Here is a 26706-nt window from a genome sequence, read left to right on the forward strand (position 1 = left end):
CTTTCATCTGGGAAAGCAGGGTAGAACGTAGGTCCTCCGTAACGCTGCTACCACGTGTGGCGTAATTTCACCCCTCTCAACATGCGGTTTCGGATGAACCTCCGGTCAGGTGGTACTCGGCCCGGTCGTCGAGCAGCAGCGGCACGAGCGCTCGCAGGGGCTGGCGCAGGGGGACGAGCACGCCAGCGCGGCCCTTGCGCACGCGCACGCCGTGCAGGGCGAGTTCGTCGCCGACCTCGGCGTACTGGGCGGCGGTGAGCCGGTAGCCGCAGGGTGGATTCTGGATGATTTCGGCCGGTTCGGGCGGGTCGTTGTCGGCGCCGCCGACGTAGACCGGGCCGGTGGTGGTGTAGCCGGCGAGCCGGGCCCCGGCCGTCGCCGTCTCGATCCTGCCGCGGCGCTGGTCGGTGTATTTGTACAGGCCCTTGAGAGCGTCGAGCTGGGAGGTGACCCTGCGGCGGTTGTTCAGGGCCTCGTCCGCCTTCTCCGCCTCGGTGAGCGGGTCGACACGGCTCTCGATGAGCAGCCCGACGGAGTGCTTCACACCGGACATGTTGCGCAGAATGCGCTCCTGGCCGTCGCCGGCGACCTGTCTGACCGGCTCACCGGTCCGCGGGTCGGTCCAGATGCCGTAGGTGCCGGTCGAGTGGCCGGCCCGCTGGGCGGCGGGCCGGACGTACGACTCGGACAGGGTCGTGGCCTCGTCGTGGACCGCCTCGTGGGTGTTGAGGTTGCGCGGCCACAGGTCGAAGAGGTCCTTGTCGTAGTACGGCGGGGTGGCGCCGTACTCGTGCAGGTCGTAGACGACGTCGGGGCGCTGGTCGCGGATGAGGGCGGCCAGGGCGCGGCCCTCGGCGGTCTTCAGGGCGAGATGGTCGCGGTTGATGTCGACGCCGTCGCCGTTGCCCCGGGTGTTCGCGGCCCGGCCGTCCGGGTTGGCGGTGGGCACGACCAGGACCGTGGTGCGGTCCAGGAAGCGCCGGGTACGGCTGTCCCGGGCGTACGCGAGGTCGCGGACGGTGGACAGGCAGGCCTCGCGGCCGGAGGGTTCGTCGCCGTGCTGGCTGCAGACGAGCAGCACCTTGCTGGGGCTCGGGCTGGTGCCGATGCGCACCAGCCGGAGCGGGCGGTCCTGCTTCGTCGTGCCGAAGCGGGTCATGGAGACGCGGCCACTGGAGCGGTCGACCGCCTTGAGGAAGTCCTGCTCCTCGGGCTGGGTGGTCCAGCGGGCGCCGTTCGACTGTTCGAAGCCGGTGCGCGGCGGGGAGCCGGTGGCCGCCTGGGCCGGTGCGGCGACCAGGGAGGCGGTGAGTGCCGTGATGGTCAGGACGAGGGCGCCGGCGCGGGTCACCGGTTTCCCTCCGGGACGCGGTGCGTGGTGCGCGGCTCCCGGACGCCGTCCAGGATCGTGGCGTCGCGGGTGGCGGGCGCGGCATCGGTGGTGGCGCGGGCGAAGGCGGTGGCTCCGCCGACGAAGGGGACGCGCGCAGAGGTGCGCGAGAGGTCCAGCGTGAGTGCCGGCTTGTCGGAGGGAGGGTCGATGAGGCCCTGGTCGGTGCCCGCGACGATCAGCGCCAGGCGGTGGCCCTTCGGCACGACGTGGTCGGTCGCCGCCAGGTCGAGGGTGATCGTGTACCGCTTGCCCGGGGTGAGCGGGGAGCCCTTGTGGTCGGAGGCGTGGTTGCCGAGGTCGGCCCAGCCCCGGCTGACGACCGTGTAGTCGACGTCTGCGGTCTTCGCCTTCGTCTCCTTGAAGCAGGAGCTGTCGCTGGTGGTGCTCGCGCCCCAGCAGGTGCGGTCGGTGAGGGTGGTGACGCCTTCACCGGCGTCCGCGTAGTCGCGGATGGTGGCGGGGCCGACGTCCACGAGGACGGCGGAGAGATGGGCCGTCGGGGTGGAGGGCGTCGCGGTGACGGTGACCTCGGAGGAGCCGGACAGGCGCAGGTCACGGGTGAGCGGCCCGGTCGCGAAACCGGCCTTCTCCGGTGTCGGCTTGTCGATGTGCGCGGCCCAGTCGGTCTCGCTCAGTTCCGGGTCGTCGGTGAAGCTCTCGGTGCCGTGACCGCGGTGCAGGCCGAGGGTGCCGACGCCGGCCTGGGGGCCCCGGTCGGGGCGCAGGGTGGCGGCCCGGGTGCCACTCGGCGGCCAGACCCGGGAGGTGTCCCACCGGTCGGGCGCGCGTTCGATGTCGGCCATGGGTTCGCGGTCGATGCCGTTGTCGACGCCCATGAGTTCGTGGTCGAACCAGCGGTGCAGCGTCTTGACCCAGGCGCCGCGCCGGAAGTCGAAGGGGTCGACGTGCCCGGTCCGGGACAGCCAGATCTTGCGCTCGACGCCGTTCTTCGCGAGGGCGTCCCACCACGGGCCGACGTGCTTCATGCGGACGTTGAGGTCCTGCATGCCGTGGACGAGGAAGACGCTGGCCCTGACCTTGCGCGTGGCCTTCACGTAGTCGCGCTCGGTCCACAGCGGGGTCCGGTCGCCGGTGCGCGGGGCGCCGTCGGTGAGTTTCTTCTGGACGGCTCCGCACTTGGCGCGCGCGTCGGGGCTGTTGACGTACTCCGACAGCCACTGGGGGCCGGAGTCGTAGAGGGGAGCGCCCTGCTGGAAGTAGTAGTCGTACCAGGAGGAGATGGCGCTGATGGGGACGATGGTCTTCAGGCCCTTGACGCCGGTGGCGGCCACGCCGTTGGCGATGGTGCCGTCCCAGCTCTTGCCGATCATGCCGGTGCGGCCGTTGGTCCAGCCGGCCTGGGCGCGGGTGGTGCCGGTGCGGCTCGTGTACGCCTTGGCCCGGCCGTTCAGCCAGTCGACGACGGCCTTGGCGGACTGGACGTCGGAGCGGCCACCGACGTCGACGCAGCCGTCGGAGCGATTGGTTCCGGCCAGGTCGACACCGACGAAGGCGTAGCCGCGCGGGACGAAGTAGTTGTCGTAGTAGAGCGGCATCTGCGCGACACGGCCCTGCGCGTCGTACGTCTTCTTCTGGCTCTCGTTGCCGCGCCCGCAGCAGGAGTAGTACGGGCTGGCGTCCATGATGACGGGGATCTTGCGGCCCTGCCGGGCGGTTTCGCGGGGGCGGACGATGTCGACGGCGACCCGGTCGGTCTTTCCGTCGCGGTCTGCGTCGAGCCCGGTGTCCACCCAGACGGCCTCGCGGATGGCGTTCCCGTAGGAGTAGACGGGTTCGCTCCCGCGCGGGGTGGCCGGGGCGGCCTGTACGGCCACCGGGGTGATCAGGGTGGCCAAGAGGGCGGCCGTGGCCGCCGTCGCGAGCGGTCTCCAGGTCGTGAAGCGCGTGCGTTTCGGCATGCGCCGGACGGTACATCGGTGAACTGCCGTGCAGAAGAGGGCAGCTGACGGACCGGCGTGTCCCGGACGGGCCCTCGGGGCGGGGTGTCCCATGTCGGCCGAATGGCGATCGTGTGACAGCAGGGACCATGGACATGATCAGGGACACAGGGAGTCAATAGGCTCCGGACAAGACCCACGACAAACCCGGACAGATTCCCGACAGACCCCTGACCGACCTCGGGGCCCTACGACTTGGAGCCTTGCGTGCACCGCAGAATCATCGCGCCGGGAGCCCTGGCCGCGTCCGTTCTCCTGCTGGCGATCCCGGCATCGGCCGCGCCCCACTCCCCCGGCGCACCGGGCATCGGCGACCCCTACTACCCGGACTACGGCAACGGCGGCTACGACGTCTCCCACTACGACCTCCGGCTGAAGTACCAGCCGGCCACGGACGAACTGGAGGGCACGGCGACCCTCGTGGCCCGCGCCACGCAGGATCTGTCGAGCTTCAACCTGGACTTCCTGCTGGACGTCGGCGAGGTGCGCGTCAACGGAGCGAAGGCCTCGTTCCGGACCTCGGGCGAGCAGGAGCTGGAGATCACCCCGAAGACCCCGCTGGACCGGGGCTCGCCCGTCACGGTCGTCGTGCGCTACCGCGGGGTGCCGTCGTCGAAGCAGGCCCACGGCTTCACCAGCTGGCACCGCACCCCTGACGGGGGTGTCGCGGCGAACGAGCCCGAGGCGGCGGCGTGGTGGTTCCCGAGCAACGACCATCCGCTCGACAAGGCGACGTACGACGTCTCCGTGCTGGTCCCGGACGGCACCCAGGCCATCTCCAACGGCACGCTGCAGTCGACGAGTTCGCGGCTCGGCTGGACCCGCTGGAACTGGCGGTCCGACAAGCCGCAGGCCACGTACCTCGCCACCCTCGCGGTCGGCGAGTTCGACATCACGACGGGCACGACCGAGGGCGGCATCCCGGTTCTCAACGCCTACAGCAAGGATCTCGGCGCCCATGCCGGGGCGGCGCGGGCGAGCATCGAACGGACCGGGGAGATCGCGGACTGGCTCGCGGGGTACTTCGGGCCGTACCCGTACAACGCGCTCGGCGGGTACGTGCCGAACACGGACACCGGATACGCCCTGGAGACCCAGACCCGGCCGTTCTACAGCCCGCGGCAGTTCGCGGGCGGGTCCAACGTGTCCGTCGTCGTCCATGAGCTGGCCCACCAGTGGTACGGCGACGAGGTGTCGCTCAAGCGCTGGAAGGACATCTGGATCAACGAGGGGTTCGCCCGGTACGCGCAGTGGCTGTGGTCCGAACACGAGGGCGAGGGCACGACGCAGGAACTCGCCGACCACGTGTACGCCTCCCATCCGGCCGACGACCCGTTCTGGACGGTGAAGCCCGGGGATCCCGGCCCTGAGAACCAGTTCGACATCGCGGTCTACGATCGCGGCGCGCTGGCCGTCCAGGCGCTGCGCAACAGCATCGGCGACGAGGCGTTCGTCACCATCCTCAAGGGCTGGCCGGCGAAGTACGCCCACGGCAACGCGTCCGTGGCGGACTTCCGGCGGTACGCGGAGGAGGTGTCGGGCAAGCCGCTGGCCGCGCTGTTCGACACATGGCTGTTCCAGCCGTCGAAGCCGGGGGCGCCGGCAGCCCGGGCCGCGGCGGTGGCGAAGGCAGGGAAGGGGGCTCCCCAGCCCCGGTCGTGGAAGCGGATCGCTGCGACGAACGGGGTGCACGAGCACTGACGCACGGGCTCGTGGGGGACGAGGGAGTCCGGGCGCCGCCCGGCGCGACCGGCCTCGGCTTTCGCTCTACGGTGGGCTCGTACGCGCCGGTCGTACGGGCCCGGCGGCCGGGCAGGGTTGCTGAACGAGGAGCAGGCGTGCGGAACACGGCGATCGTCGAGGCACCGTCCGTGCTCGGGCTGCGCCCCACCGGTGTCGAGGAGCTGGCGGCGGCACTCCAGGGGGCCGGGCTGGCCCAGGGGCTCGGGGCGGTGCGGGCGGGCCGGGTGGAGCCTCCGCCGTACGAGCCGGAGCGGGACCCGGCAACGGGGCTCCTCAACCCGGGCGGCATCGCCTCGTACTCCGGCGCGCTGGCCGACGCGGTGGGCGGCGTCCTCGACCGGGGCCGGTTCCCCGTCGTGCTCGGCGGTGACTGCAGCGTGCTGCTCGGCACCCTGCTCGCGCTGCGCCGCCGCGACCGGCACGGCCTGCTCTTCCTGGACGGACACAGTGACTTCTACCAGCCGTCCGCGGAGCCGGCCGGTGAGGTGGCCTCCATGGAACTCGCCCTGGCCACCGGGCGCGGCCCGCGCGTGCTGGCCGACCTGGAGAGCCGGGGCCCGCTCGTGCGGGACGAGGACGTCGTCGCCCTGGGTTTCCGGGACGCGGAGGAGTCCGCGTCGTACGGGATGCAGCCGCTGCCGCCGGCGCTGCACGCGATGGAACTGGACACCGTGCGCGCCCTGGGCGCGGCCGAGGCGGCCCGGCGCGCGGTCGGGCTGCTGACCGGCGGCGGCGCGGACGCCGGGTACTGGATCCATCTGGACGCCGATGTGCTGGACGACGCGGTCATGCCCGCCGTCGACTACCGGCAGCCCGACGGTCTGACCTGGCAGGAGCTGGAGACCGTCCTGCGCACGGCCCTGTCCGGCGGCGGGGCGGTGGGCCTCACCGTCGCGATCTTCAACCCCCGGCTGGACCCGGACGGCACCATCGCGCAGCGCCTCGCCGACTGCCTGGTGCGGGCCTTCGACAGCCAGGGCTGAGCCGGTCGGCCCTCGCCGGAATCTGAGGCGCCGTGCGAGGGCGGGGCCCTTGTCCCAGCTGAACAGGAGGGCCCCGGTCCGCTACTTCGTCAGCTGCGACAGTTCCTGGTCCGCCGTCCGGGACACCCGGCGGCGGACGGCGAACCAGCCCGTCACCAGCATGGCCGCGATCAGCGGGATGAGCAGGAGGGTCTTGCGGCCGACCTCGGGGTCGTTCCACATCATGCCGAGGCAGGCCAGCAGGAAGGCGATCGTGGTGATCTCCGTGACCGGGCTGAAGGGGAGGCGGAAGGACGGGCGGGTGACCTGGCCGGCCTTGGCGCGGCGGACGAAGACCAGGTGGCAGACCATGATGATCACCCAGGTGCTGATGATGCCGAGGGAGGCGACGTTCAGCACGATCTCGAAGGCCTGGGCCGGCACGAGGAAGTTCAGGCCGACGCCGAGCACGCACACCGCGCAGGTCAGCAGGATGCCGCCGTAGGGGACCTGGCTGCGGTTCATGCGCGCGGTGAACTTCGGGGCGGAGCCCGCCATCGCCATGGAGCGCAGGATGCGGCCCGTGGAGTACAGGCCGGAGTTGAGGGAGGACATGGCGGCCGTGAGGACGACCAGGTTCATCACGTCGCCCGCGGCCGGGACGCCGATCTTCGACAGCACCGTGACGAAGGGGCTCTGGTCGGCCGAGTAGACCGAGCCGGGCAGGAGCAGGGCCAGCAGGACGACCGAGCCGACGTAGAAGAGGCCGACGCGCCACATGATCGAGTTCACGGCGCGGGGGACGACCTTCTCCGGCTCGGCGGTCTCACCCGCGGCGACACCGACCAGCTCCAGCGCGGCGTACGCGAAGATCACGCCCTGCATGACCAGGACGACCGGCATCATGCCGTGCGGGAAGACGCCGCCGTTGTCGGTGATGACGCTCAGGCCGGGGGTCTGGCCACCCACCTCCTTCTGCGTGGCGAGCAGGAAGATGCCGATGAGCATGAAGCCGACCAGCGTCGCGACCTTGATGATCGAGAACCAGAACTCCATCTCGCCGAAGATCTTCACCGAGATCAGGTTCACCGCCAGCACCACGGCGAGGGCGACCAGTGCGAGCACCCACTGCGGGACGTCGGTGAACAGGCTCCAGTAGTGCGTGTAGAGCGCGATCGCGGTGATGTCGGCGATCCCGGTGGTCGACCAGTTGAGGAAGTACATCCAGCCGGCGACGTACGCGCCCTTCTCGCCGAGGAACTCGCGCGCGTACGACACGAAGGAGCCCGAGGACGGGCGGTAGAGCACGAGCTCGCCGAGGGCCCGGACCACGAAGAAGGCGAAGACGCCGCAGACCAGGTAGGCGATCGCCAGCGCCGGGCCGGCGCTCTGGAGGCGGCCGCCCGCGCCCAGGAAGAGCCCGGTGCCGATCGCGCCTCCGATGGCGATCATGTTGACGTGGCGGGCCTTGAGGTCCTTGCTGTAGCCGGCGTCACCCGCGTCCGCGGGCACCTGCGCCGCGTCACGGGGGGATGCGGCTGCTGCCGTGTTCACGGCGTCCTTGCTCACGGTGGATCCACTCTCTGGTGCGCCCGAGCGGGTCGCGCTCGGCTTCCGGACATACGTAGGGCCTGCGCCCTCGGTAAAGGCACAGACCGAGGGGCCGCCTTCCCCCACGCCGCGCGGCCCACGCGATGGCATACGTCACACGGCGCTGCTTCTCACACGGCCGTCACCCGGGTCGCCGGAGGTTTCACAGCACTGGTGGGACAGCGATACTGCTGCACATGACGACGACCGACACCGAGGAGCCGACCCTCACGATCGACGAGCTGGCCGCCCGGGCCGGCGTCACGGTGCGCACGGTCCGCTTCTACGGCACGAAGGGGCTGCTGCCGCCGCCGGTGCTCGGTCCGCGGCGCGTCGGGCACTACGGGCGCGATCATCTGGCCCGGCTGGCGCTGATCGAGGAGTTGCAGCAGCAGGGCATGACGCTGGCCGGCATCGAGCGCTACCTGCGGCAGCTGCCGCCGGACCTGAGCGCGCACGACCTCGCCATCCACCGGGCCGTGGTGGCCTCCTGGGCGCCGGAGAGCGTCGAGACGGTCACCCGGGCGGAGCTGGGGCGGCGGGCCGGACGGCCGCTGGGCGACGAGGACGTCGAGCGGCTCGTCGCCATGGGCGTGGTCCGGCCCGCGGACGGCGGGTACGAGGCCGACCTCGGGCTGCTGCGGCTGGGCGCCGGGCTGCTGGACGTGCCGCTCTCGCAGGAGGCGATCTTCGCGGCGCGCAAGGTGCTCGTCGAGCACGCGCGCGCCGCGGCCCGTGAGCTGTCCCAGCTCTTCCGCGGTGAGGTGGCGGAGCGTGATGCGCGGGACGTGCGGTCCCTGTCGGCGCACATGCATCCGCTGGTGGTGCAGGCGCTCCTCACCGCGTTTCAGCGGTCGCTGAAGGAAGAGCTGGGCGAGTGGCTCACCGGGCCGTCGGGCTCCGGCGGGTCAGACGCGCGCTGAGTCGCTGAACCGCTCCCCCTTCTCCGCCTTCTCCACCAGCAGCGCGGGCGGGGCGAAGCGCTCGCCGTACTGCTCGGCGAGTTCCCGCGCGCGTGCCACGAAGCCGGGCAGGCCACCCTCGTAGCCGTTGATGTACTGCAGCACGCCGCCGGTCCAGCCCGGGAAGCCGATACCGAAGATCGAGCCGATGTTGGCGTCGGCGACGGAGGTCAGCACGCCCTCCTCCAGCAGCCGGACGGTGTCCAGCGCCTCGGAGAACAGCATGCGCTCCTGCATGTCCCGGAACGGGATCCGGTGGCCGGGCCTGGTGTAGTGCTCGCGCAGTCCGGGCCACAGGCCGGTGCGCTTGCCGTCGTCGCCGTAGTCGTAGAAGCCGGCGCCGCCGCTGCGGCCGGTGCGGCCGAACTCGTCGACCATGCGGTCGATGACGGCTTCGGCGGGGTGGGCCGCCCAGGTGCCGCCCGCCTCCTCGACCGCCCGCTTCGACTCGGCCCGGATCTTGCGGGGCAGGGTCAGGGTCAGCTCGTCCATCAGGGACAGCACCTTGGCCGGGTAGCCGGCCTGGGCGGCGGCCTGCTCGACCGAGGCGGGCTCGATGCCCTCGCCGACCATGGCGACGCCTTCGTTGATGAAGTGGCCGATGACACGGGAGGTGAAGAATCCGCGCGAGTCGTTGACGACGATCGGCGTCTTGTTGATCTGCCGCACCAGGTCGAAGGCGCGGGCCAGGGCCTCCTCGCCGGTGCGCTCGCCCTTGATGATCTCGACCAGCGGCATCTTGTCGACCGGCGAGAAGAAGTGCAGGCCGATGAAGTCACCCTGGCGCTCCACGCCTTCGGCGAGGGCGGTGATGGGCAGCGTGGAGGTGTTGGAACACAGCAGCGCGTCGGGCTCCACGACGTGCTGGATCTCCTGGAACACCTTGTGCTTGAGGGAGGTGTCCTCGAAGACCGCCTCGATGACGGCGTCGCAGCCGGCCAGGTCCTGGACCTCGGCGGTGGGGGTGATGCGGGCGAGCAGCGCGTCGGCCTTCTCCTGGCTCGTACGGCCCTTGGCGACGGCCTTGGCGCACAGCTTCTCGGAGTAACCCTTGCCCTTGAGGGCCGCCTCCAGGGACACGTCCTTAAGGACGACGTCGATGCCGGCGCGGGCGCAGGAGTAGGCGATGCCCGCGCCCATCATTCCGGCGCCGAGGACGGCGGCCTTGCGGACCGGCCGCCGTTCGACGCCCTTGGGGCGGTTGGCGCCGGAGTTGACCGCCTGGAGGTCGAAGAAGAACGCCTGGATCATGTTCTTCGACGTCTGTCCGGCCGCCAGGTCCACGAAGTAGCGGGCCTCGATGACCTGCGCGGTCTCGAAGTCGACCTGGGAGCCCTCGACGGCGGCGGCGAGGATGTTGCGCGGGGCCGGGTAGGGGGCGCCGTTGGTCTGCTTGCGCAGGCTGGCCGGGAAGGCGGGCAGGTTCGCGGCGAACTTGGGGCTGGCCGGTGTGCCGCCCGGGATCCGGTAGCCCGGCTTGTCCCAGGGCTGCTGGGACTCGGGGTTGGCGTCGACGAAGGCGCGGGCCTTGGCGAGCATGTCCTCCGGGCTGTCGGCCACCTCGTCGACGAGGCCGTTCTCCAGGGCGCGGCGGGGGTTGTACTGGGTGCCCTGGAGGAGCACCTTCAGCAGGGCGTCGGCGATGCCGAGCATGCGGACGGTGCGGACGACGCCGCCCCCGCCGGGCAGCAGGCCGAGGGTGACCTCGGGGCAGCCGATCTTGGAGCCGGGCGCGTCGAGGGCGACGCGGTGGTGGCAGGCCAGGGCGATCTCGTAACCGCCGCCGAGGGCCGCGCCGTTGAGGGCGGCGACGACGGGCTTGCCGAGGGTCTCGATGCGGCGCAGGTTCCGCTTGATCGCCATACCGCCGTCGAACAGCTCCTGGGCCGTCTCGGGCGTGACACGGATGAGGTCGCGCAGGTCGCCGCCGGCGAAGAAGGTCTTCTTCGCGGAGGTGATGATGACGCCCCGGACGGAGTCCTTCTCGGCCTCCAGGCGGTCGGCGACGGCGGCGAGGGAGTCGCGGAACGCCTGGTTCATGGTGTTCGCGGACTGGTTCGGGTCGTCGATGACGAGGGTGACGAGGCCGGTGCGGTCCTGTTCCCAGCGGATGGTGGTGGACTCAGTGCTCATGTGGAGGTGCTCCGTGTGGTCCGTCGGGAGGGGGTCAGATGCGCTCGACGATCGTGGCGACGCCCATGCCGCCGCCGACGCACAGCGTGGCGAGGCCGTAGCGCTTGTCCTGGCGTTCCAGTTCGTCGACGAGGGTGCCGAGGATCATCGCGCCGGTGGCGCCGAGGGGGTGGCCGAGGGCGATCGCGCCGCCGTTGACGTTGACCTTGTCCAGGGACAGGCCCATGTCCCGCACGAAGCGCAGCACGACCGCCGCGAACGCCTCGTTGATCTCGACGAGGTCGATGTCGTCGATGGTCAGTCCGGCCTTGGCGAGGGCCTTGCGGGTGGCCGGGGCGGGGCCGGTGAGCATGATGGTCGGCTCGGAGCCGGAGACGGCGGCGGAGACGATCCGTGCGCGGGGCGTGAGGCCGTAGCGCTCGCCGGTCTCCTTGGAGCCGATCGCGACGAGCGAGGCGCCGTCGACGATGCCGGAGGAGTTGCCCGCGTGGTGGACGTGGTCGATCTGCTCCACCCAGTGGTACTGCTGGAGCGCCACCGCGTCGAAGCCGCCGAGTTCGCCGACGTCCGCGAAGGACGGCTTCAGCTTGGCCAGGGAGTCGGCGGTGGTGCCGGGGCGGGGGAACTCGTCGTGGTCGAGGACGACGAGGCCGCTGCGGTCCCTCACCGGGACGACCGACCTCTCGAAGCGGCCGTCCTTCATCGCGGTGGCCGCCCGCTCCTGGGAGAGCGCCGCGTACTCGTCGACGTCGCGCCGCGAGAAGCCCTCGATGGTGGCGATGAGGTCGGCGCCGATGCCCTGCGGCACGAAGTTGACCTGGAGGTTGGTCATCGGGTCGTTGAACCAGGCGCCGCCGTCGGAGGCCATCGGCACCCGGGACATGGACTCCACGCCGCCCGCGAGGACGAGGTCCTCCCAGCCGGAGCGCACCTTCGCGGCGGCCAGGTTGACGGCCTCCAGGCCCGAGGCGCAGAAGCGGTTCTCCTGCACGCCCGCGACGGTGTCGGGCAGGCCCGCGGCGATGGCGGCGGTCCGGGCGATGTCGGAGCCCTGGTCGCCGACGGGGCTGACGACGCCGAGGACGATGTCGTCGACGGCGGCCGGGTCGAGGTCCGGGAACCGGGCGCGGATCTCGTGGATGAGTCCGACGACCAGGTCGATGGGCTTGGTGCCGTGCAGGGCGCCGTTCGCCTTGCCGCGGCCGCGCGGGGTGCGGATCGCGTCGTACACATACGCTTCGGTGCTCACGAGGAGGCCTTTCACTGAGGGGTGCGGGGCGACGGGAGCAGCCCGGGGACGTCCCAGTCCCGGGCGACGTCCGCCGTGTCGGCGCCCGGCCGGGCCGGGCCGGTGCGGACGGAGGTCGGGGTCGCGGAGAAGCGGGGGGCCGGGGCGGGCTGGGTGATGCCGCCGTGGTCGGTGAAGGTGCCGCGGGCGGCCAGGTGCGGGTGGTGCGGGGCCTCGCGGAGCGACAGCACGGGCGCCACGCACGCGTCGGTGCCGTCGAAGACGGCCGTCCACTCGTCCCTGGTGCGGCTCTTGAAGCGGGCGGCGACTTCCTCGCGCAGTTCGTCCCAGCGGGCGATGTCCTTGCGCGCGGCGGCCCGGTCCTCGACGCCGAGGAGGGCGAGGAACTCCGCGTAGAACTGCGGCTCCAGGGCGCCGACGGCCATGTAGCGGCCGTCCGCCGTCTCGTAGGTGCCGTAGTAGGGGCAGCCCCCGTCCAGGAGGTTGGCGCCGCGGCGGTCCTGCCAGCCGCCGGCGGCGAGCATGCCGTGGATCATCGCCGAGAGGTGGGCGGTGCCGTCGACGATGGCGGCGTCCACCACCTGGCCGGTGCCGGTCGCGCGGGCGTGGTGGAGGGCGGCGAGCACGCCGACGACCAGGTAGAGGGAGCCGCCCGCGTAGTCGCCGAGCAGGTTGGCCGGGACCGACGGCGGCTCGTCCGGGCGGCCGATCATGCCGAGGATGCCGGTGGGGGCGATGTACGCGACGTCGTGCCCGGCGCGCTGCGCCAGCGGTCCGTCCTGGCCCCAGCCGGTCATCCTGCCGTAGACGAGACGCGGGTTGCGGGCGCGGCAGGCCTCGGGCCCGACCCCGAGGCGCTCCGCGACGCCCGGGCGGTAGCCCTCGACCAGGATGTCGGCGCGGGCCGCGAGGTCGAGGACCTGCTCCGGGCCGCCGGCGGCCTTCAGGTCGACGACCACCGAGCGCTTGTTGCGGTTGGTGACGTCGCAGGCCGGGTCGATGCCGAGTCCGGGACCGCCCGGGCGGTCCACGCGCACGACGTCGGCCCCGAGGTCGGCCAGGAGCATGGCGGCGAACGGGCCGGGTCCGATGCCGGCCAGCTCGACGACGCGCACGCCGGAGAGCGGGCCGTGTCCTGGCGTCCTTGCCGTGGTCATCCAGCCCCCAGTGCTGTGACACATCTGATGTAACACCAGTGATGCTAAGAACGTGTTCCACTCGGCACAAGCCCTGAACGAGCAAGCGCTTAGCAATCTGCCGGACGAGGTCAGTGCCCGTCCAGCACGACTATCAGCCGCTTCGGGGCGATCACCCGATAGCTCTCCTCCACCCAGTCGCAGAGCACCTCCGCGGCCGGGGCGCCCTGCCGCTCCAGGGGGATGCTCACCCAGCCCGCCTTGCCCAGGCCGTATCCGGCGGGTTCGGCGCCGGGGCAGGCCAGCGCGTGCGCGTGCGCCGTCTCGTCCTTGAGCTTCACCGTCACTCCCAGGGGGTAACTGCCGTCCTGGACTCCGAGGAAGACGAACACCTTCTTGTTGACCTTCGCGACGGACTCGCCCCAGGGGAACTCCTCGACGGCATCCGGCAGCCCCAGTGCGAACGCGCGCACTTTCTCCCACTTCTTCAGGGCATTCCTGGGCACGGTCATCGTCGTCCTCCGGGCTCGTCGTCGGGCTCCGCACTCCTCACGCTAGCCTCGGCCACCGACAGCGGCACGGGCTGCACGACCGAGGGGTGTCATGAGCAGGCAAAACAGGACGGACCGTCCGTACGACATCGTGCTCTTCGGAGCGACCAGTTTCGCCGGGGTGCTCACCGCCGGGTATCTGGCCGCCCACGCGCCCGAGGGACTGCGCTGGGCGATCGCGGGCCGCAGCGAGGAGAAGCTGGCGCGGCTGCGGGAGCGGCTGCCCGCCGAGGCGGAGATCGGCGTGCTGCGCGCGGACGTCTCCGACCCGGCCTCGCTGCGCGATCTCGCCGAGCACGCGCGCGTGGTGGCCACGACCGTCGGCCCGTACGTGACCTACGGCGAGGAACTCGTCGCCGCCTGCGCGGACTCCGGGACCGACTACCTGGACCTGTGCGGCGAGCCGGAGTTCGTGGACCTGATGTACGTCCGGCACGACGCCCGCGCGCGGGAGACCGGGGCGCGGCTGGTGCACGCCGCCGGGTTCGACTCGGTCCCGCACGACCTCGGCGTGTACTTCACCGTGCAGCAGCTGCCGGAGGACGTGCCGCTGTCGGTGGAGGGCTTCGTGACCGCCGACGCGGCCTTCTCGGGCGGGACCTTCGCCTCCGCGCTCGGCCAGTTCGCGCGGCAGCGGCAGATGGCGGCGGCCGCGCGGGACCGGCGGCGGAACGAGCCACGGCTGGTGGGGCGGCGGACGTCGGCCCCGCTGGGCGGTCCGCGGTTCGCCAAGGAGGTCGGCGCGTGGGCGCTGCCGATGCCGACCATCGACCCGCAGATCGTGCGGCGCTCGGCGTCGGCCCTCGACCGGTACGGGCCCGACTTCCGCTACCGGCAGTACGCGGCCGTCCGGCACCTGCCGGTCGCCGTGGGCGGGGTCGCGGCGGTCGGCGCGCTGGTCGCGGCGGCCCAGGTGCCGCCCGCGCGGCGCTGGTTGTCGGACCGACTGAAGCCCGGGGACGGGCCGAGCCCCGAGAAGCGGGCGAAGAGCTGGTTCTCCGTGCGCTTCGTGGGCGAAGGCGGCGGCAAGCGGGTGCATACAGAGGTCTCGGGCGGCGACCCCGGCTACGACGAGACGGCCAAGATGTTCGCCGAGTCCGCGCTGTGCCTGGCCTTCGACGACCTGCCGAAGACGGCGGGCCAGGTCACCACCGCGGTGGCGATGGGCAACGCGCTGATCGACCGGCTGCGCGCGGCGGGCATCCGCTTCCGCGTCGCGTCGGCCCGCTGAACCTCCTACAGCGGCCACTCGGCGATGGTGTAGATCATCCCGGCGATCCAGCCGAGTCCGGCCAGCACGGCGAGGATCAGCCCTATGGTGACGGCCCGCTCGACGGTCTGGGTCGGGCCGGCGACTGGCTTGGGGGCACGGTGCGTCGTCATGCGCCCCAGCCTGCCGACGGGCGGGGTGGGCGGGCATCCGTACAGCTACTCAGAGCCGGTACTCAGATCGCGGCGCCCCGTCCCGCCCCGGCCGGTCCCCCGACTTGAGGCTTTGCGCACTCCGGCCTCGGCAGAAGCTCCAGAAGTGCCAACAAGGACTTCAATGAAACCATTGAAGGCATGAAGTTTCTTCTCGAAGTCACCATGGACGACGCGGCGTTGGCGAAGGACCCGGCCGGGGAGCTGGGCCGGATCCTGAGGTACTGGGGCGGCAACCTCCGGCACTACGCGCTCCGCCCCGGGGACGGCTCGGCCGTCTACGACTCGGAGTACCGGGAGGTGGGCCACTGGCACGTGACCGATCAGACGGAGTAGGCCTCCCGGAGGGCCTTGCGGCACAGCGCGTCCGCCCTGCGGGTGGTTTCCGGGAGGCGGTAGGCGGGGGTCAGCGCGAGGGTGTGGGCGCAGGCGTGGTCCAGCGTCACCCGGTGGCCGGCGGAGACGAAGACCGGCTTGACCCCGTCCCGGGTGCGCAGGGCCCGGCCGACCTCCTCGGAGCCGGCGAGGAGCGCGGAGGCGCTGCCGCGCGGGGTGTCGGGGGCGTCGTAGGTGAAGGTGAACGGGTTCTTGGCGACGCCGATCGTGGGCAGGCCGGTCAGGACGCCGAGGTGGCTGGCGAGGCCGAAGCGGCGCGGGTGGGCGAGGCCGTAGCCGTCGCAGACGACCAGGCCGGGCGGGCAGGGCAGGGCGTCGAGGGCGGCGAGGACCGTGGGGATCTCGCGGAAGGCGAGCAGACCGGGTACGTAGGGGAAGGAGATCCGGCCCACCGCGGTGGCCTCGGCGACGACTTCGAGGCTCGCACCGTCCAGGACGACCGCGGCCGCCGTGACGACGTCCCGTTCGTCGTCGTAGGCGACGTCGACCCCGGTCACCCGGCCCGATCCGGGCGACGGGCCCGGCTCGTCGAGGATCACGCGTGCGCGCAGTTCGTCCTGGACGGCGCGGGCCTGTTCCTCTGTGGTGGGCCAGCCTTCGGGGATGCGTACGGTCGTCATGGTGGCCTGAGCCTACGGGCTCCCCGGGCGGCCGGACGGAGGCCCGGGGGTGGTCTCCCGACCATGTTCGTGCCGGAGCTGACGTGCACCGCCCCGCTGGAAGCCGTCGACGCCGCGCGGAAGGAGCACGTTGACCGGCTCGACCGGCGGGGGGGTCTTCCTCGCCTCCGGGCGCAAGACCCCCGCGACGGCGGGGTGATCATCGCCGTCGCGGGGGATCGCGCGCGGATCGAGGAGGTCACCGCGGAGGGCCCGTTCGTCACCGCGGGCGTGTGCGCGTACCGCGTCACCGAGTTCACGGCGACGAAGACGGCGCCCGCGCCGGAGGCCTACCGGGAGACCCTCTGAGGCATCCGCCTCACTTGCCCAGTGCGCGCTGCAGCTGGCTCTTGTTCATGCTGGAACGGCCTTCGACGCCCTTGCGCTTGGCCTCCTGGTACAGCTGGTCGTAGGTGGGGCCCTGGGAGCCCTGTCCCGACCGCTGGCCACCGCGCTTGCCGGACGACATGTCCTTCGTGGAGGTGCGGCTGGCCGTCTTCGACTCGCCGGAGCGGGCGCGTTCCTTGTTCACCGTCCGCGCGGCGATCTCCTTGGCGCGGCCGGTGCTCTCGCCCCGGTCCTGCGCACTGTCCTTGATGTGTTCGTACTGGCGCTCCCGCTTGGAGCTCGAACCGCGTGGCATTCTCGCTCACTTCCTTTCACGATCAGTGAACGAGTACCCACGTTGCCAACGATCAGGACACCCCGCATGCTCAGTGCTCCAGGCGGGCAACGCGGCCCTTCTCGCCGGCGGCCCAGCACCCGTGGTCCGGGGTGCAGTCGACGGTGTCGTAGGAACCGGTGTCGACGGTCCGCCAGGTGCGGCCGGCGTCCGTGGTGAGGTCGGTGCCGCCGGGACCGACGGCGAGGGCGGCGGTGCGGCTGTGCGGGAGCCAGGCGACGCCGGAGCGGTAGGCGGGCGGGGGTGTGGCGGCCGGGCGCCAGGAGCGGCCGCCGTCGGAGGTGCGTGCGGCGGCGCGCGGCGAGGGCTGGTCGGGCCGGTAGTCGCCACCGACGGCGAGGCCCCGGGTGCGGTCGCGGAAGGCGAGCGCGAAGACGCCGCGGGCCGGGTCGCCCGCCGGGAGGGGCGTGTCGGTGGCCGTCCAGGTGAGGCCCCGGTCGGCGGAGTGCAGCACACGTGCGCGCGCGGCCCCGCCGGTGGCGAGCCAGACGTCCTTCGGCCCGGACGTCACCAGGCACTGGCCACTCGCCGCGAAACCGGCCTCGCCCTCCTGCGCGGCCGGCGTGCCACGGTCCGGCAGCACCTTCCAGGTACGGCCGCCGTCGCCGGTCGACAGGAGGCGGAACCTGCCGTCCACCGGGTCGCTCATCGCGAGGCCGTGGCGGTGGTCGAAGAAGGCGAGGCAGTCGTAGAAGGCCTTGGGGTCGGTGTTGCGGAAGGACTCCGTCCAGGTCGCTCCGCCGTCGTCGGTGCGGTAGACCCGGGATGCCTCGCCCTCGCCGATGGCCAGAACCACGGCCCGGCGCGCGTCGAACGCCTCGACGTCCCGGAACTGCAACTCCCCCGCGCCGGGCGGTGAGACGTTCCGCCAGGTCGCCCCGGCGTCGGTGGTGCGCAGCACGGTGCCGCCCGTACCGGCGACCCAGGCGGTGTTCCGGCTGACCGCGGCGAGGCCCCGGAACCGTGTCTCCGGAGTGCCGGTGTCCTTGAGTTCCCAGTGCGGCACCCGGCGCTCCGGTTCGTGCGCCTGTGCCGGTACGCCGGTCAGGGCTGCCAGTGCCGCCGCGCAGGCCGCAAGCGCGGTCGCCCTGCTGCGTGTTCGTCCCGTCGGTCGCGTGCTCCCCATGCGCCTCATGGCGGGGGAAGCTAGCCCACCACCCGGGTACCGTCCAGATGGCCTCACCGGCGCTCCTGGTGCTGCGGAGGGTGCCACAAGTGCCCTTCGGGGCACAGGAGGAGAGTCACGTCACTCTGGTGCATGAACACGGTGACAGAGGTCACTCGCATTTCGTGTGCACGGATTGGCTGATTCCGTCGTCTCTTCCAATGCCCGGCCTCATCCGCCCGGAAGTGTCCGCCCAGCCGTCACAAGGGAGCAAGGCGTTGTCCATCGTCATCGAGCAGCCCGTGGAGGCCCGCCTCGTCGCCGCCGCGCCGCGTATGCCGAGCATTCCCGCGACGCTGCACTACGACCGGCGTGATCCTTTCGCCGTCCGTATGACCTTCCCCGCCCCGGCCACGCTGGAGGGCGTCGAGGTCTGCTGGACCTTCTCCCGTGAGCTGCTCGCCGCGGGCCAGAAGAACGCCGAGGGGCACGGGGACGTGCGCGTGCGGCCCTACGGCTACGACCGCACGGTGCTGGAGTTCCACGCCCCCGAGGGCACCGCCGTGGTCCACGTCCGCTCCAGCGAGATCCGCCGGTTCCTGGAGGCCACGAGCGAACTCGTGCCCGTCGGTCTGGAGCACCTCCAGCTGGACCTGGACCACGGTCTCGCCGAGCTGATGCGGGACGCGTGCTGAGCCGACGGGAGCGCCCCAGGGGGCGTTGACCTCACCGTGGCCGAGCGGGTCCGCCGGCCACCCGTAGGTCCCGGGCCGGCAACCCCCGGCCACCGCGCCCGACGCCGCATCGCTGCCGGTGCGGCCCCGGCCCTGGCTGGTGTCAGGGCGACGCCGCCACCGCTGCCCCGGCCGTCAGCGCCGTGCTCAGGTCGCGCACGATCCCGTGCAGTCCGGCCGTCGCCGCTCCGGCCCGTTCGGTGAGTTCCGCGGTGCGCCGACCGGGAGTGCTCTCGCCGAAGAGGCCGGCCGCGGCGGCGAGGACGGCGAGGACGGCGTCCCGCTCGGAGATCTCGGCGACCGGCAGCGGACCGCGCAGGACCTGCCGGGTCTCCTCCCGCAGCAGCTCCACGGCGGCCTTGCCCTCCAGCGCGTACTCCACGGACGGGAACACGCCGAGGACCCGTCTCTTCTCCGCCCGCAGATACCCTTCGGCCACCAGCTGCTCCCGTACGGCGTCGAGGGTCACCCGCGCCCGCAGCGTCACCCAGGTTCGCCAGGGGTGCGGGCACGACTCGCGGACGAGTTCGAGCAGCCCGTCGAGGACCGCGTCACCCGTGCTCGTATCCAGGTCGGCCGGTGTGGCGATGCCGTCCTCGTCGGTGAGCAGGCCGCGGCGGGCCAGCTCGACGAGGGCACCGGCCCGCACCGGTCCGGGCCGGTGGGCGGCGCCGCCGGCTGCCGGCCGGTCGGCGTCCCAGGCCAGCAGGCAGAGCCGGGCCGGCAGCGTGAGCGGGCCGTTGGGCACGGGGCCTCCTCGGGCGGGCGGGATCGGGTTCCACGTTAATTCGTTGACAGGCTCAGAGCGCCCTCGTACGGTGTAAAGCGTCCCTGTTGCCGCCGATTGGAGAAGGACGTTGCTCGTCTGAGGTCCTGAGACACCGCGTCACACCCGACTGGTGTGCGCTGCGTGCGACCTCGGCGTTCGAGCCGTCCTCCGGTGCGGGGCATTTTTCATGCCCGTGGTGTGCCATGGAGCCTCCCCCTGGTCGCAGGTGTCTCGACACGCGTTTGCCCCTGACCGCTTCGAGCATCCGCGAGTGAGGCCCCATGTCTACTTCCATCACCGTGTCGTCCCTCTCGTTCACCTGGCCCGACGGCAGCCCCGTCTTCGAGGGCCTGGACGTCGCGTTCGGCCCCGGCCGGACCGGCCTGGTCGGCATCAACGGGTCCGGAAAATCAACCCTGTTGAGGCTGATCGCCGGTGAACTCACACCGGCCGACGGCACCGTCCGCGTGGCCGGCGAGGTCGGCTACCTCCCGCAGAACGTCACGCTCGACACCGCCCTGCGCGTGGACGAGGCCCTCGGCATCGCCGAACAGCGCGCCGCCCTGCACGCCATCGAGGCCGGCGACGTTTCCGAGACGCACTTCGAGACCGTCGGCGACGACTGGGACGTGGAGGAACGCGCCCTCGCCACCCTCGGTGAACTCGGGCTCGGACACATCGGGCTGGACCGCACCATCGGCGAGGTGTCGGGCGGCGAGTCGGTGCTGCTGCGCCTGGCCGCCCTGCTGCTGCGCCGTCCCGACGTGCTGCTGCTGGACGAGCCGACCAACAACCTCGACCTGTACGCCCGCAGGCGGCTGTACGCGGCCGTCCAGTCCTGGCCGGGCGTGATGGTCGTCGTCAGCCACGACCGTGAACTGCTGGACCTCGTCGACCAGATCGCCGATCTGCGCTCCGGCCAGGTCACCTGGTACGGCGGCAACTACTCCGTCTACGAGGAGGCCCTGGAGATCGAGCAGGAGGCGGCCGAGCGCATGGTGCGCGTCGCCGAGGCCGACTTCCGCAAGCAGAAGCGCGAACTGACCGACGCCCAGGTCAAACTGGCCCGCCGCAAGCGGTACGGGCAGAAGATGTGGGACCAGAAGCGCGAGCCGAAGATCGTCATGGGGGCACGCAAGCGCGCGGCGCAGGAGTCCGCGGGCAAGCACCGCATCATGCACGAGGAGAAGCTCGCCGAGGCCAGGGAACGGCTCGACGAGGCGGCGGAGGCGGTCCGGGACGACGACGAGATCCGTGTCGACCTGCCGTACACGGCGGTGCCGCCGGGGCGTACCGTCCTCACGCTGCAGGATCTCGGGCTCCGCTACGGCGCCCGGGTGAAGGGCGGCCTGGAGCTGCGCGGTCCCGAGCGGGTCGCGCTGATCGGTCGCAACGGCGCGGGCAAGACCACACTGCTGCGCACGATCACCGGGGAGCTTCCCCCGGAGGCGGGCGAGGTGCGGGCGCACGTCCCGCTGCGGTTCCTGCCGCAGCGGCTCGACGTCCTCGACGGCGAGCGGACCGTCGCCGAGAACGTGGCCCGGTACGCGCCGGGCGCCACCAACAACCGGGTCCGGGCGCGGCTGGCGCGCTTCCTGTTCCGGGGCGCCCGAGCCGACCAGAAGGCGGCGACGCTGTCCGGCGGCGAACGCTTCCGGGCGGCACTGGCCGCGCTGATGCTGGCCGAGCCCGCGCCGCAGCTGCTCATGCTGGACGAACCGACCAACAACCTCGACATGGCGAGCGTCCGGCAGCTCACCACGGCCCTGGAGTCGTACGAGGGGGCGCTGATCGTGGCCAGTCACGACCTGCCGTTCCTGGAGTCGCTCGGCATCACGCGATGGCTGGTGCTGGAGGAAGGAGAACTGAAGGAAATCACGCCAGAGGCTGTCTGGTTTTCCGCCTAGCGTCGGTGGCATGACCGACTTCGCACACGATGCCATCACCCTGACCGGAGCACGCGAGAACAACCTCCAGGACGTCACCCTGCGCATCCCGAAAGGCCGGCTGACGGTGTTCACCGGCGTTTCGGGGTCGGGGAAGTCGTCCGTCGTCTTCGACACGATCGCGGTGGAGTCGCAGCGCCAGCTGAACGAGACGTACCCCTGGTTCGTCCGCAACCGGCTGCCCAAGTTCGAGCGGCCGCACGCGGACGGCCTGGAGGACCTCACGCCGGCGATCGTCGTCGACCAGCGGCAGGTCGGCGGCCACTCCCGGTCCACCGTCGGCACCATGACCGACGTCTACTCGGTGATCCGGGTGCTGTTCTCCCGGTACGGCACTCCGAGCGCCGGGCCGGCGACGGCGTACTCGTTCAACGACCCGTCGGGCATGTGCCCCGGGTGCGACGGCCTCGGCCGGGCGGTACGGCCCGACTGGGACCGCATCCTGGACCCGGACCGTTCCCTCGCCGAGGGGGCGGTCCGCTTCCCGCCCTTCGCCGCCGGGACCTGGCAGGGGAAGACGTACACCAACAGCGCCGACCTCGACCCGCACAAGCCGGTGAGACGCTTCACGGCCGCCGAGCGGGAGTTCCTGATGCGCGGGCGGCCCGGCAGCAAGGTCACGGTCAACGGCACGGGCGGCACCTGGACCACGGAGTACGAGGGGCTGGCCGTCCGCTTCGAGCGGCTGTACCTGAAGCGGGACCTGTCGGCCATGAGCCAGAAGACCCGGGAACTGGTGAGCGCGTTCCTCGTGGAGGGCACCTGCGTGGACTGCCACGGAGCCCGCCTCAACGCGGCAGCCCTGGCAACCCGGATCAACGGCCGGTCGATCGCCGACTGCACCCGTATGCAGATCTCCGACCTGATCGCCGTGCTGAGGGAGATCGACGACGCGGTGGCCGGGCCGATCGCCTCGGCCGCCGTGGTCGCGCTGGAGCGCATCGAGGCGATCGGCCTCGGCTACCTCAGCCTCGACCGGGAGACGGCCACGCTCAGCGGCGGGGAAGGGCAGCGGCTGAAGACGGTGCGGCACCTCGGCTCCAGCCTGACCGGCATGACGTACATCTTCGACGAGCCGAGCGTCGGCCTGCACCCGCGTGACGTGGGCCGTCTCGGCGACCTGCTGCTGAGGCTGCGCGACAAGGGCAACACGGTGCTGGTCGTCGAGCACGACCCGGACGTCATCGCGCTGGCCGACCACGTCGTCGACATGGGCCCGGGCGCCGGTGCCGGGGGCGGCACGGTGGTGTTCGAGGGGACGCCGCAGGAACTGGCCGTGTCCGGCACGCTCACCGGGCGTTGCCTGCGCACCCGTACGGCGGTCAAGGACGAGGTGCGGGAGCCGAGGGGCGAGCTGTGGGTCAAGGGCGCGGACCGGCACAACCTGCGGAACGTGACCGTACGGTTCCCGGCCGGTGTGCTCACGGCGGTGACCGGTGTCGCGGGGTCGGGGAAGAGCACCCTGGCCGGGGAGTTCACCGCGGCGCACGAGGAGGCCGTGGTCGTCGACCAGTCGTCGATCGGCATCTCGGGCCGCTCCACCCCGGCGACGTACCTGGGGATCATGGACACGGTGCGGAAGATCTTCGCCCGGGAGACGGGGGCCGGCGCGGGCCTCTTCAGTTTCAACTCCGGCGGGGCCTGCGGCACCTGCGGGGGCCGGGGCGTCATCTACACCGACCTCGCCTTCATGGACCCCGTGACGACGACCTGCCACGACTGCGAGGGACGGCGCTTCAAGGAGGAGGTGCTGCGGCTGACCGTGCGGGGCAGGTCCGTCGCGGACGTCCTGGGGATGACGGCCGAGCAGGCACTCGGCTTCTTCGACGACACGGGCGTACGGCGCCGGCTGCGCGCCCTGCGAGACGTCGGACTGACGTACCTCACCCTCGGCCAGCCCCTCTCCACGCTCTCCGGCGGTGAGCGGCAGCGCATCAAGCTGGCCACGCGACTGCACCGGACGGGTGCGGTCTACGTGCTCGACGAACCGACGACCGGCCTGCACATGGCGGATGTGGAGGGCCTCGTCGCCCTGCTGGACCGGCTGGTCGACTCGGGCAACACGGTCGTCGTCGTGGAGCACAACCTCGACGTGATCGCCCGGGCCGACTGGGTGATCGACCTCGGCCCGGACGGCGGCCGGGACGGCGGCGAGATCGTCTTCGAGGGGATGCCTCGTCAGCTCCTGGACGTCGAGGGGTCGTTCACCGGGGAGCATCTGCGGCGGGCGGTTCGGCACCAAGGCCGGTGAACCGGCGCGCCGACGTCAACGCGCGGTCCGCTGGTTGGGCCCGATGGGGTGGTTTGGCCCACCGCAGGCCGATCACGCGTGCGGGGCCCGCGAACACTGGACGGGGGGTGGCGCGGGCCACCGGCGAGGGGGAACGGCATGGCCGACGGCACGGTTCTGGTGGCGGTGGCGGAGCATCCGGAGGACGGGGGCGCCACCGCCGGGCAGTTGACGCGCATCACCGAGGGAATCCGGGCGCGCGGCTTACAGGTGCGCCGGGTGGTGAGCGTCGCCGACGCCGAGGCGGTGCTCAGGACCGAGGCGGGGCTGGCCGCGGCGGTGGTCGCCTGGGACCTTCCGCCCGGGCCGGGGGACGGGCCGGGCGGTGCGACGGTGCTGCGCCGGATCGGACGCCGGTTCCAGAACCTGCCGGTCTTCCTGGTCATGGCCGGCGAAGGGCTGGGTGAGCTGCCCCTGTGGGTGTCGCAGTCGGTGGTGGGCTATGTGTGGCCGCTGGAGGACACGCCCGCGTTCATCGCCGGGCGGATCACCACGGCCGCACGCGCCTACCAGGACGCCCTGCTTCCGCCGTTCTTCAAGGCGCTGCGGCGCTTCGACGACGCGCACGAGTACTCGTGGCACACGCCCGCGCACTCCGGGGGTGTCGCCTTCCTCAAGTCGCCCGTGGGCCGGGCGTTCCACGAGTACTTCGGGGAGCGGCTGCTGCGCAGCGACCTGTCGATCTCGGTGGAGGAGCTCGGCTCGCTGTTCGAGCACACCGGGCCGATCGGCGAGGCGGAGCGCAACGCCGCGCGGGTCTTCGGCTCCGACCACACGTACTTCGTCCTGCACGGCGACTCCACCTGCAACCGCCTGGTCGGCCACTTCAGCGTGACCCGCGACGAGATCGCCCTGGTGGACCGCAACTGCCACAAGTCGGTTCTGCACGGCCTGGTCGTCTCCGGAGCGCGACCGGTGTACCTCGTCCCCACCCGCAACGGCTACGGCCTCGCGGGCCCCCTGCCGCCGGCCGAGATCGCGGCGGAGTCGGTGGCGGCGCGGATCGCGGCGAGCCCGCTGACGGCGGACGCCGTGTCGTCCCGCGCCCAGTACGCGGTGTTCACCAACTCCACGTACGACGGGCTGTGTTACGACGCGGTGGCGGCGGCCCGGGCGTTCGCCGCCGGGACGCCACGGCTGCACTTCGACGAGGCGTGGTTCGCGTACGCCCGCTTCCATCCGCTCTACGCCGGGCGCTACGGCATGTCGGTGGACGAGGAGGCCTTCCCCGGCCCCGACCGGCCGACGGTCTTCGCGACCCAGTCCACCCACAAACTGCTGGCGGCGCTGTCGCAGGGCGCCATGGTGCACGTCAGGCCCGCGCCGCGGGCACCGGTGGAGCACGACCGGTTCAACGAGGCGCTGATGATGCACGGCACCACGTCACCGCTGTACCCGATGATCGCCTCGCTGGACGTGGCCACGGCGATGATGGACGGCCCGCAGGGGCAGTGGCTGGTCGACGAGGCGGTGACCGAGGCGATCCGGTTCCGCCGGGAGATGGTGCGGATCGGGCGGCGGATCGCGGCGGCGGGCGACCGGCCGCCGTGGTTCTTCGGGGTGTGGCAGCCGGACGAGGTGACGGACCCCGCGAGCGGGGAACGACTGCCCTTCGAGGAGGCCCCGGCGGAGCTGCTGCGGACCGAGCCGTCCTGCTGGCACCTGGCCCCCGGAGCGGACTGGCACGGCTTCCCCGGGCTGACCGACGGCTACTGCATGCTCGACCCGATCAAGGTCACCCTGACCTGCCCGGGGCTCGACGCGACGGGGGCGATGTCCGGCCAGGGCATCCCCGCCCGGGTCCTCACCGCGTATCTGACGACACGCGGCATCGTCGTGGAGAAGACCGACAGCTACACCACGCTGGTGCTGTTCTCCATGGGCATCACGAAGGGCAAGTGGGGCACGCTGCTGGACGCCCTCATGGACTTCAAGGAGCTCTACGACGGTGACGCCCCGCTCGACCGTGTGCTGCCCTCGCTGGTCGCGGAGTACCCGCGGCGCTATGCCGGGCTGACGCTGCGCGCCCTGTGCCAGGAGATGCACGACCATCTGCGCGAGGCCCGCCTGGTCGAACTTCTCGACACCGCCTTCCAGCAGCTGCCCGAGCCCGTCGCCCCGCCCCAGCTGTGCTACCAGCGCCTGATCCGCGGCGGCACGGAACGCATCCGTCTGGCGGACGCGCCGGGCCGGGTCGCCGCGGCGATGGTCACGGTGACGCCGCCCGGCATCCCGGTCCTCATGCCGGGCGAGAGCACCGGGGACACCGACGGCCCCCTCCTGCGCTACCTCGGCGCGCTGGAGTCCTTCGACCGCCGCTTCCCCGGCTTCGGCAGCGAGACCCACGGGGTGACCCGTGACCCCGACACGGGCGACTACCTGATCGAGTGCCTGCGCCCGGACGACCAGCAGGGCGCCGCCGCCGCGGTGACACCGGCACAGCGGCGGGGCCTGGAGGGTGCCGGGCCGGTGGGGTAGAGCGCCACCGCCGCGGTGACACCGGCACGGCGGCGGGGCCTGGGGGGTGCCGGGCCGGTGGGGTAGAGCGCCACCGCCGCGGTGACACCGGCACGGCGGCGGTGCCTGGGGGGTGCCGGGCCGGTGTGGATGTCACGCCCGTGCCCGGCGATGTCCCCGCGGGGATGCGCCCCGGCACGGCTCGGCAGGGCCCGCGGCCGTCGGGCGGCAGGGGGCCAGCCCATCCTCGGCGGGTGAGACGCCCGTGTCGGCCGAGCCGGACAGCGGGCGGTCGAGCCGGACGGCGGGCGACCGAGCCGGACGGCGGGCGACCGAGCCGGACAGTGGGCCGTCGAGCCGGACGGCGGGCGACCGAGCCGGACAGCGGGCGGTCGAGCCGGACGGCGGGCGACCGAGCCGGACAGCGGGCCGTCGAGCCGGACGGCGGGCGACCGAGCCGGACAGTGGGCCGTCGAGCCGGACGGCGGGCGACCGAGCCGGACAGTGGGCCGTCGAGCCGGACGGCGGGCGACCGAGCCGGACAGCGGGCGACCGCCCCGGCCGCGCAT

Annotated in this window: 22 protein-coding genes; 10 read left to right on the forward strand and 12 right to left on the reverse strand. The window is 72.2% G+C overall.

Features of this window, described 5'->3' with window-relative positions:
• Positions 1-76 precede the first annotated feature (76 nt).
• Entirely contained in the window at positions 77-1351 is a 1275-nt protein-coding gene (locus ACFY9S_RS11860) for a M14 family zinc carboxypeptidase (RefSeq protein ID WP_391126073.1), read from the reverse strand.
• A complete protein-coding gene (locus tag ACFY9S_RS11865) occupies positions 1348-3312 on the reverse strand; it encodes a Xaa-Pro dipeptidyl-peptidase (protein WP_391126076.1) in 1965 nt (654 codons plus the stop codon). The genes ACFY9S_RS11860 and ACFY9S_RS11865 overlap by 4 nt, the downstream gene beginning before the upstream one ends.
• Before the next feature lie 246 nt (positions 3313-3558).
• Here ACFY9S_RS11865 and ACFY9S_RS11870 point away from each other — a divergent pair, with 246 nt between their 5' ends.
• Together ACFY9S_RS11870 and ACFY9S_RS11875 are read left to right on the forward strand one after the other, a co-directional pair.
• A complete protein-coding gene (locus ACFY9S_RS11870; protein ID WP_391126079.1) occupies positions 3559-5052 on the forward strand; it encodes a M1 family aminopeptidase in 1494 nt (497 codons plus the stop codon).
• Positions 5053-5189: 137 nt separating this feature from the next.
• Positions 5190-6077 (forward strand): arginase family protein, encoded by an 888-nt coding sequence (locus tag ACFY9S_RS11875; RefSeq protein WP_391126083.1) that lies wholly within the window; start codon positions 5190-5192, stop codon positions 6075-6077.
• A gap of 81 nt (positions 6078-6158) precedes the next feature.
• Here the strand turns inward: ACFY9S_RS11875 and ACFY9S_RS11880 are convergent, their stop codons facing one another.
• Entirely contained in the window at positions 6159-7625 is a 1467-nt protein-coding gene (locus ACFY9S_RS11880) for an amino acid permease (RefSeq protein WP_391126085.1), read from the reverse strand.
• A 218-nt stretch (positions 7626-7843) separates the two neighbouring features.
• On the opposite strand from ACFY9S_RS11880, the gene ACFY9S_RS11885 reads away from it, so the two are divergent.
• Entirely contained in the window at positions 7844-8569 is a 726-nt protein-coding gene (locus ACFY9S_RS11885) for a MerR family transcriptional regulator (protein ID WP_391126088.1), read from the forward strand.
• Here the strand turns inward: ACFY9S_RS11885 and ACFY9S_RS11890 are convergent.
• The 4 genes from ACFY9S_RS11890 to ACFY9S_RS11905 all read right to left on the reverse strand — a co-directional run bounded on the left by ACFY9S_RS11890 (position 8555) and on the right by ACFY9S_RS11905 (position 13638).
• Positions 8555-10741 carry a 3-hydroxyacyl-CoA dehydrogenase NAD-binding domain-containing protein gene (locus ACFY9S_RS11890; RefSeq protein ID WP_391126091.1) on the reverse strand — a complete coding sequence of 729 codons (2187 nt, stop codon included), beginning with the start codon at positions 10739-10741 and terminating at the stop codon, positions 8555-8557. The genes ACFY9S_RS11885 and ACFY9S_RS11890 overlap by 15 nt on opposite strands.
• A 34-nt stretch (positions 10742-10775) precedes the next feature.
• Complete coding sequence (locus tag ACFY9S_RS11895; protein WP_391126094.1) at positions 10776-11990, reverse strand: acetyl-CoA C-acetyltransferase; 1215 nt, start codon at positions 11988-11990, stop codon at positions 10776-10778.
• A gap of 11 nt (positions 11991-12001) precedes the next feature.
• On the reverse strand, positions 12002-13147 hold the full coding sequence (locus ACFY9S_RS11900; RefSeq protein ID WP_391126097.1) for a CoA transferase: 1146 nt from the start codon (positions 13145-13147) through the stop codon (positions 12002-12004).
• 110 nt (positions 13148-13257) lie between these two features.
• Complete coding sequence (locus ACFY9S_RS11905; RefSeq protein WP_102913961.1) at positions 13258-13638, reverse strand: MmcQ/YjbR family DNA-binding protein; 381 nt, start codon at positions 13636-13638, stop codon at positions 13258-13260.
• A 91-nt stretch (positions 13639-13729) separates the two neighbouring features.
• Between ACFY9S_RS11905 and ACFY9S_RS11910 the strand changes: the two genes are divergently transcribed.
• Complete coding sequence (locus ACFY9S_RS11910) at positions 13730-14908, forward strand: saccharopine dehydrogenase NADP-binding domain-containing protein (protein ID WP_391126102.1); 1179 nt, start codon at positions 13730-13732, stop codon at positions 14906-14908.
• Between the two features lie 5 nt (positions 14909-14913).
• Here the strand turns inward: ACFY9S_RS11910 and mmpA are convergent, their stop codons facing one another.
• Positions 14914-15060 (reverse strand): morphogenic membrane protein MmpA, encoded by a 147-nt coding sequence (mmpA, locus tag ACFY9S_RS11915; protein WP_010042861.1) that lies wholly within the window; start codon positions 15058-15060, stop codon positions 14914-14916.
• 180 nt (positions 15061-15240) lie between these two features.
• Between mmpA and ACFY9S_RS11920 the strand changes: the two genes are divergently transcribed.
• Positions 15241-15435 carry a hypothetical protein gene (locus ACFY9S_RS11920; RefSeq protein ID WP_102914274.1) on the forward strand — a complete coding sequence of 65 codons (195 nt, stop codon included), beginning with the start codon at positions 15241-15243 and terminating at the stop codon, positions 15433-15435.
• On the opposite strand, the gene ACFY9S_RS11925 is transcribed toward ACFY9S_RS11920, so the two are convergent.
• The gene (locus ACFY9S_RS11925; protein WP_391126105.1) at positions 15423-16115 is read right to left on the reverse strand and encodes an endonuclease V; all 693 of its coding nucleotides are present in this window, start codon (positions 16113-16115) and stop codon (positions 15423-15425) included. The genes ACFY9S_RS11920 and ACFY9S_RS11925 overlap by 13 nt on opposite strands.
• Positions 16116-16178: 63 nt before the next feature.
• Between ACFY9S_RS11925 and ACFY9S_RS11930 the strand changes: the two genes are divergently transcribed.
• Positions 16179-16463: a YciI family protein gene (locus ACFY9S_RS11930; RefSeq protein ID WP_391126108.1), complete on the forward strand. Its 285-nt coding sequence runs from the start codon at positions 16179-16181 to the stop codon at positions 16461-16463.
• Between the two features lie 10 nt (positions 16464-16473).
• Here the strand turns inward: ACFY9S_RS11930 and ACFY9S_RS11935 are convergent, their stop codons facing one another.
• A complete protein-coding gene (locus tag ACFY9S_RS11935) occupies positions 16474-16797 on the reverse strand; it encodes a plasmid stabilization protein (protein WP_102913972.1) in 324 nt (107 codons plus the stop codon).
• Between the two features lie 70 nt (positions 16798-16867).
• A complete protein-coding gene (locus tag ACFY9S_RS11940; protein ID WP_391126111.1) occupies positions 16868-17962 on the reverse strand; it encodes a WD40/YVTN/BNR-like repeat-containing protein in 1095 nt (364 codons plus the stop codon).
• A 257-nt stretch (positions 17963-18219) separates the two neighbouring features.
• Between ACFY9S_RS11940 and ACFY9S_RS11945 the strand changes: the two genes are divergently transcribed.
• Positions 18220-18636, forward strand: coding sequence for an SsgA family sporulation/cell division regulator (locus ACFY9S_RS11945; RefSeq protein ID WP_031135075.1), 417 nt, complete (start codon positions 18220-18222; stop codon positions 18634-18636).
• A gap of 142 nt (positions 18637-18778) precedes the next feature.
• Here the strand turns inward: ACFY9S_RS11945 and ACFY9S_RS11950 are convergent, their stop codons facing one another.
• Positions 18779-19423 carry a GPP34 family phosphoprotein gene (locus ACFY9S_RS11950; RefSeq protein ID WP_391126114.1) on the reverse strand — a complete coding sequence of 215 codons (645 nt, stop codon included), beginning with the start codon at positions 19421-19423 and terminating at the stop codon, positions 18779-18781.
• Positions 19424-19725: 302 nt separating this feature from the next.
• Here ACFY9S_RS11950 and ACFY9S_RS11955 point away from each other — a divergent pair, with 302 nt between their 5' ends.
• The 3 genes from ACFY9S_RS11955 (at position 19726) to ACFY9S_RS11965 (ending at position 26158) form a co-directional block, all read left to right on the forward strand.
• Positions 19726-21351, forward strand: coding sequence for an ATP-binding cassette domain-containing protein (locus ACFY9S_RS11955; RefSeq protein ID WP_391126117.1), 1626 nt, complete (start codon positions 19726-19728; stop codon positions 21349-21351).
• 10 nt (positions 21352-21361) lie between these two features.
• On the forward strand, positions 21362-23641 hold the full coding sequence (locus ACFY9S_RS11960; protein ID WP_391126120.1) for an ATP-binding cassette domain-containing protein: 2280 nt from the start codon (positions 21362-21364) through the stop codon (positions 23639-23641).
• A gap of 138 nt (positions 23642-23779) precedes the next feature.
• The gene (locus tag ACFY9S_RS11965; protein ID WP_391126123.1) at positions 23780-26158 is read left to right on the forward strand and encodes an Orn/Lys/Arg decarboxylase N-terminal domain-containing protein; all 2379 of its coding nucleotides are present in this window, start codon (positions 23780-23782) and stop codon (positions 26156-26158) included.
• Positions 26159-26706 lie beyond the last annotated feature (548 nt).

Source organism: Streptomyces sp. NPDC012474 (assembly GCF_042955185.1).
Taxonomy (GTDB): Bacteria; Actinomycetota; Actinomycetes; order Streptomycetales; family Streptomycetaceae; genus Streptomyces; species Streptomyces cahuitamycinicus.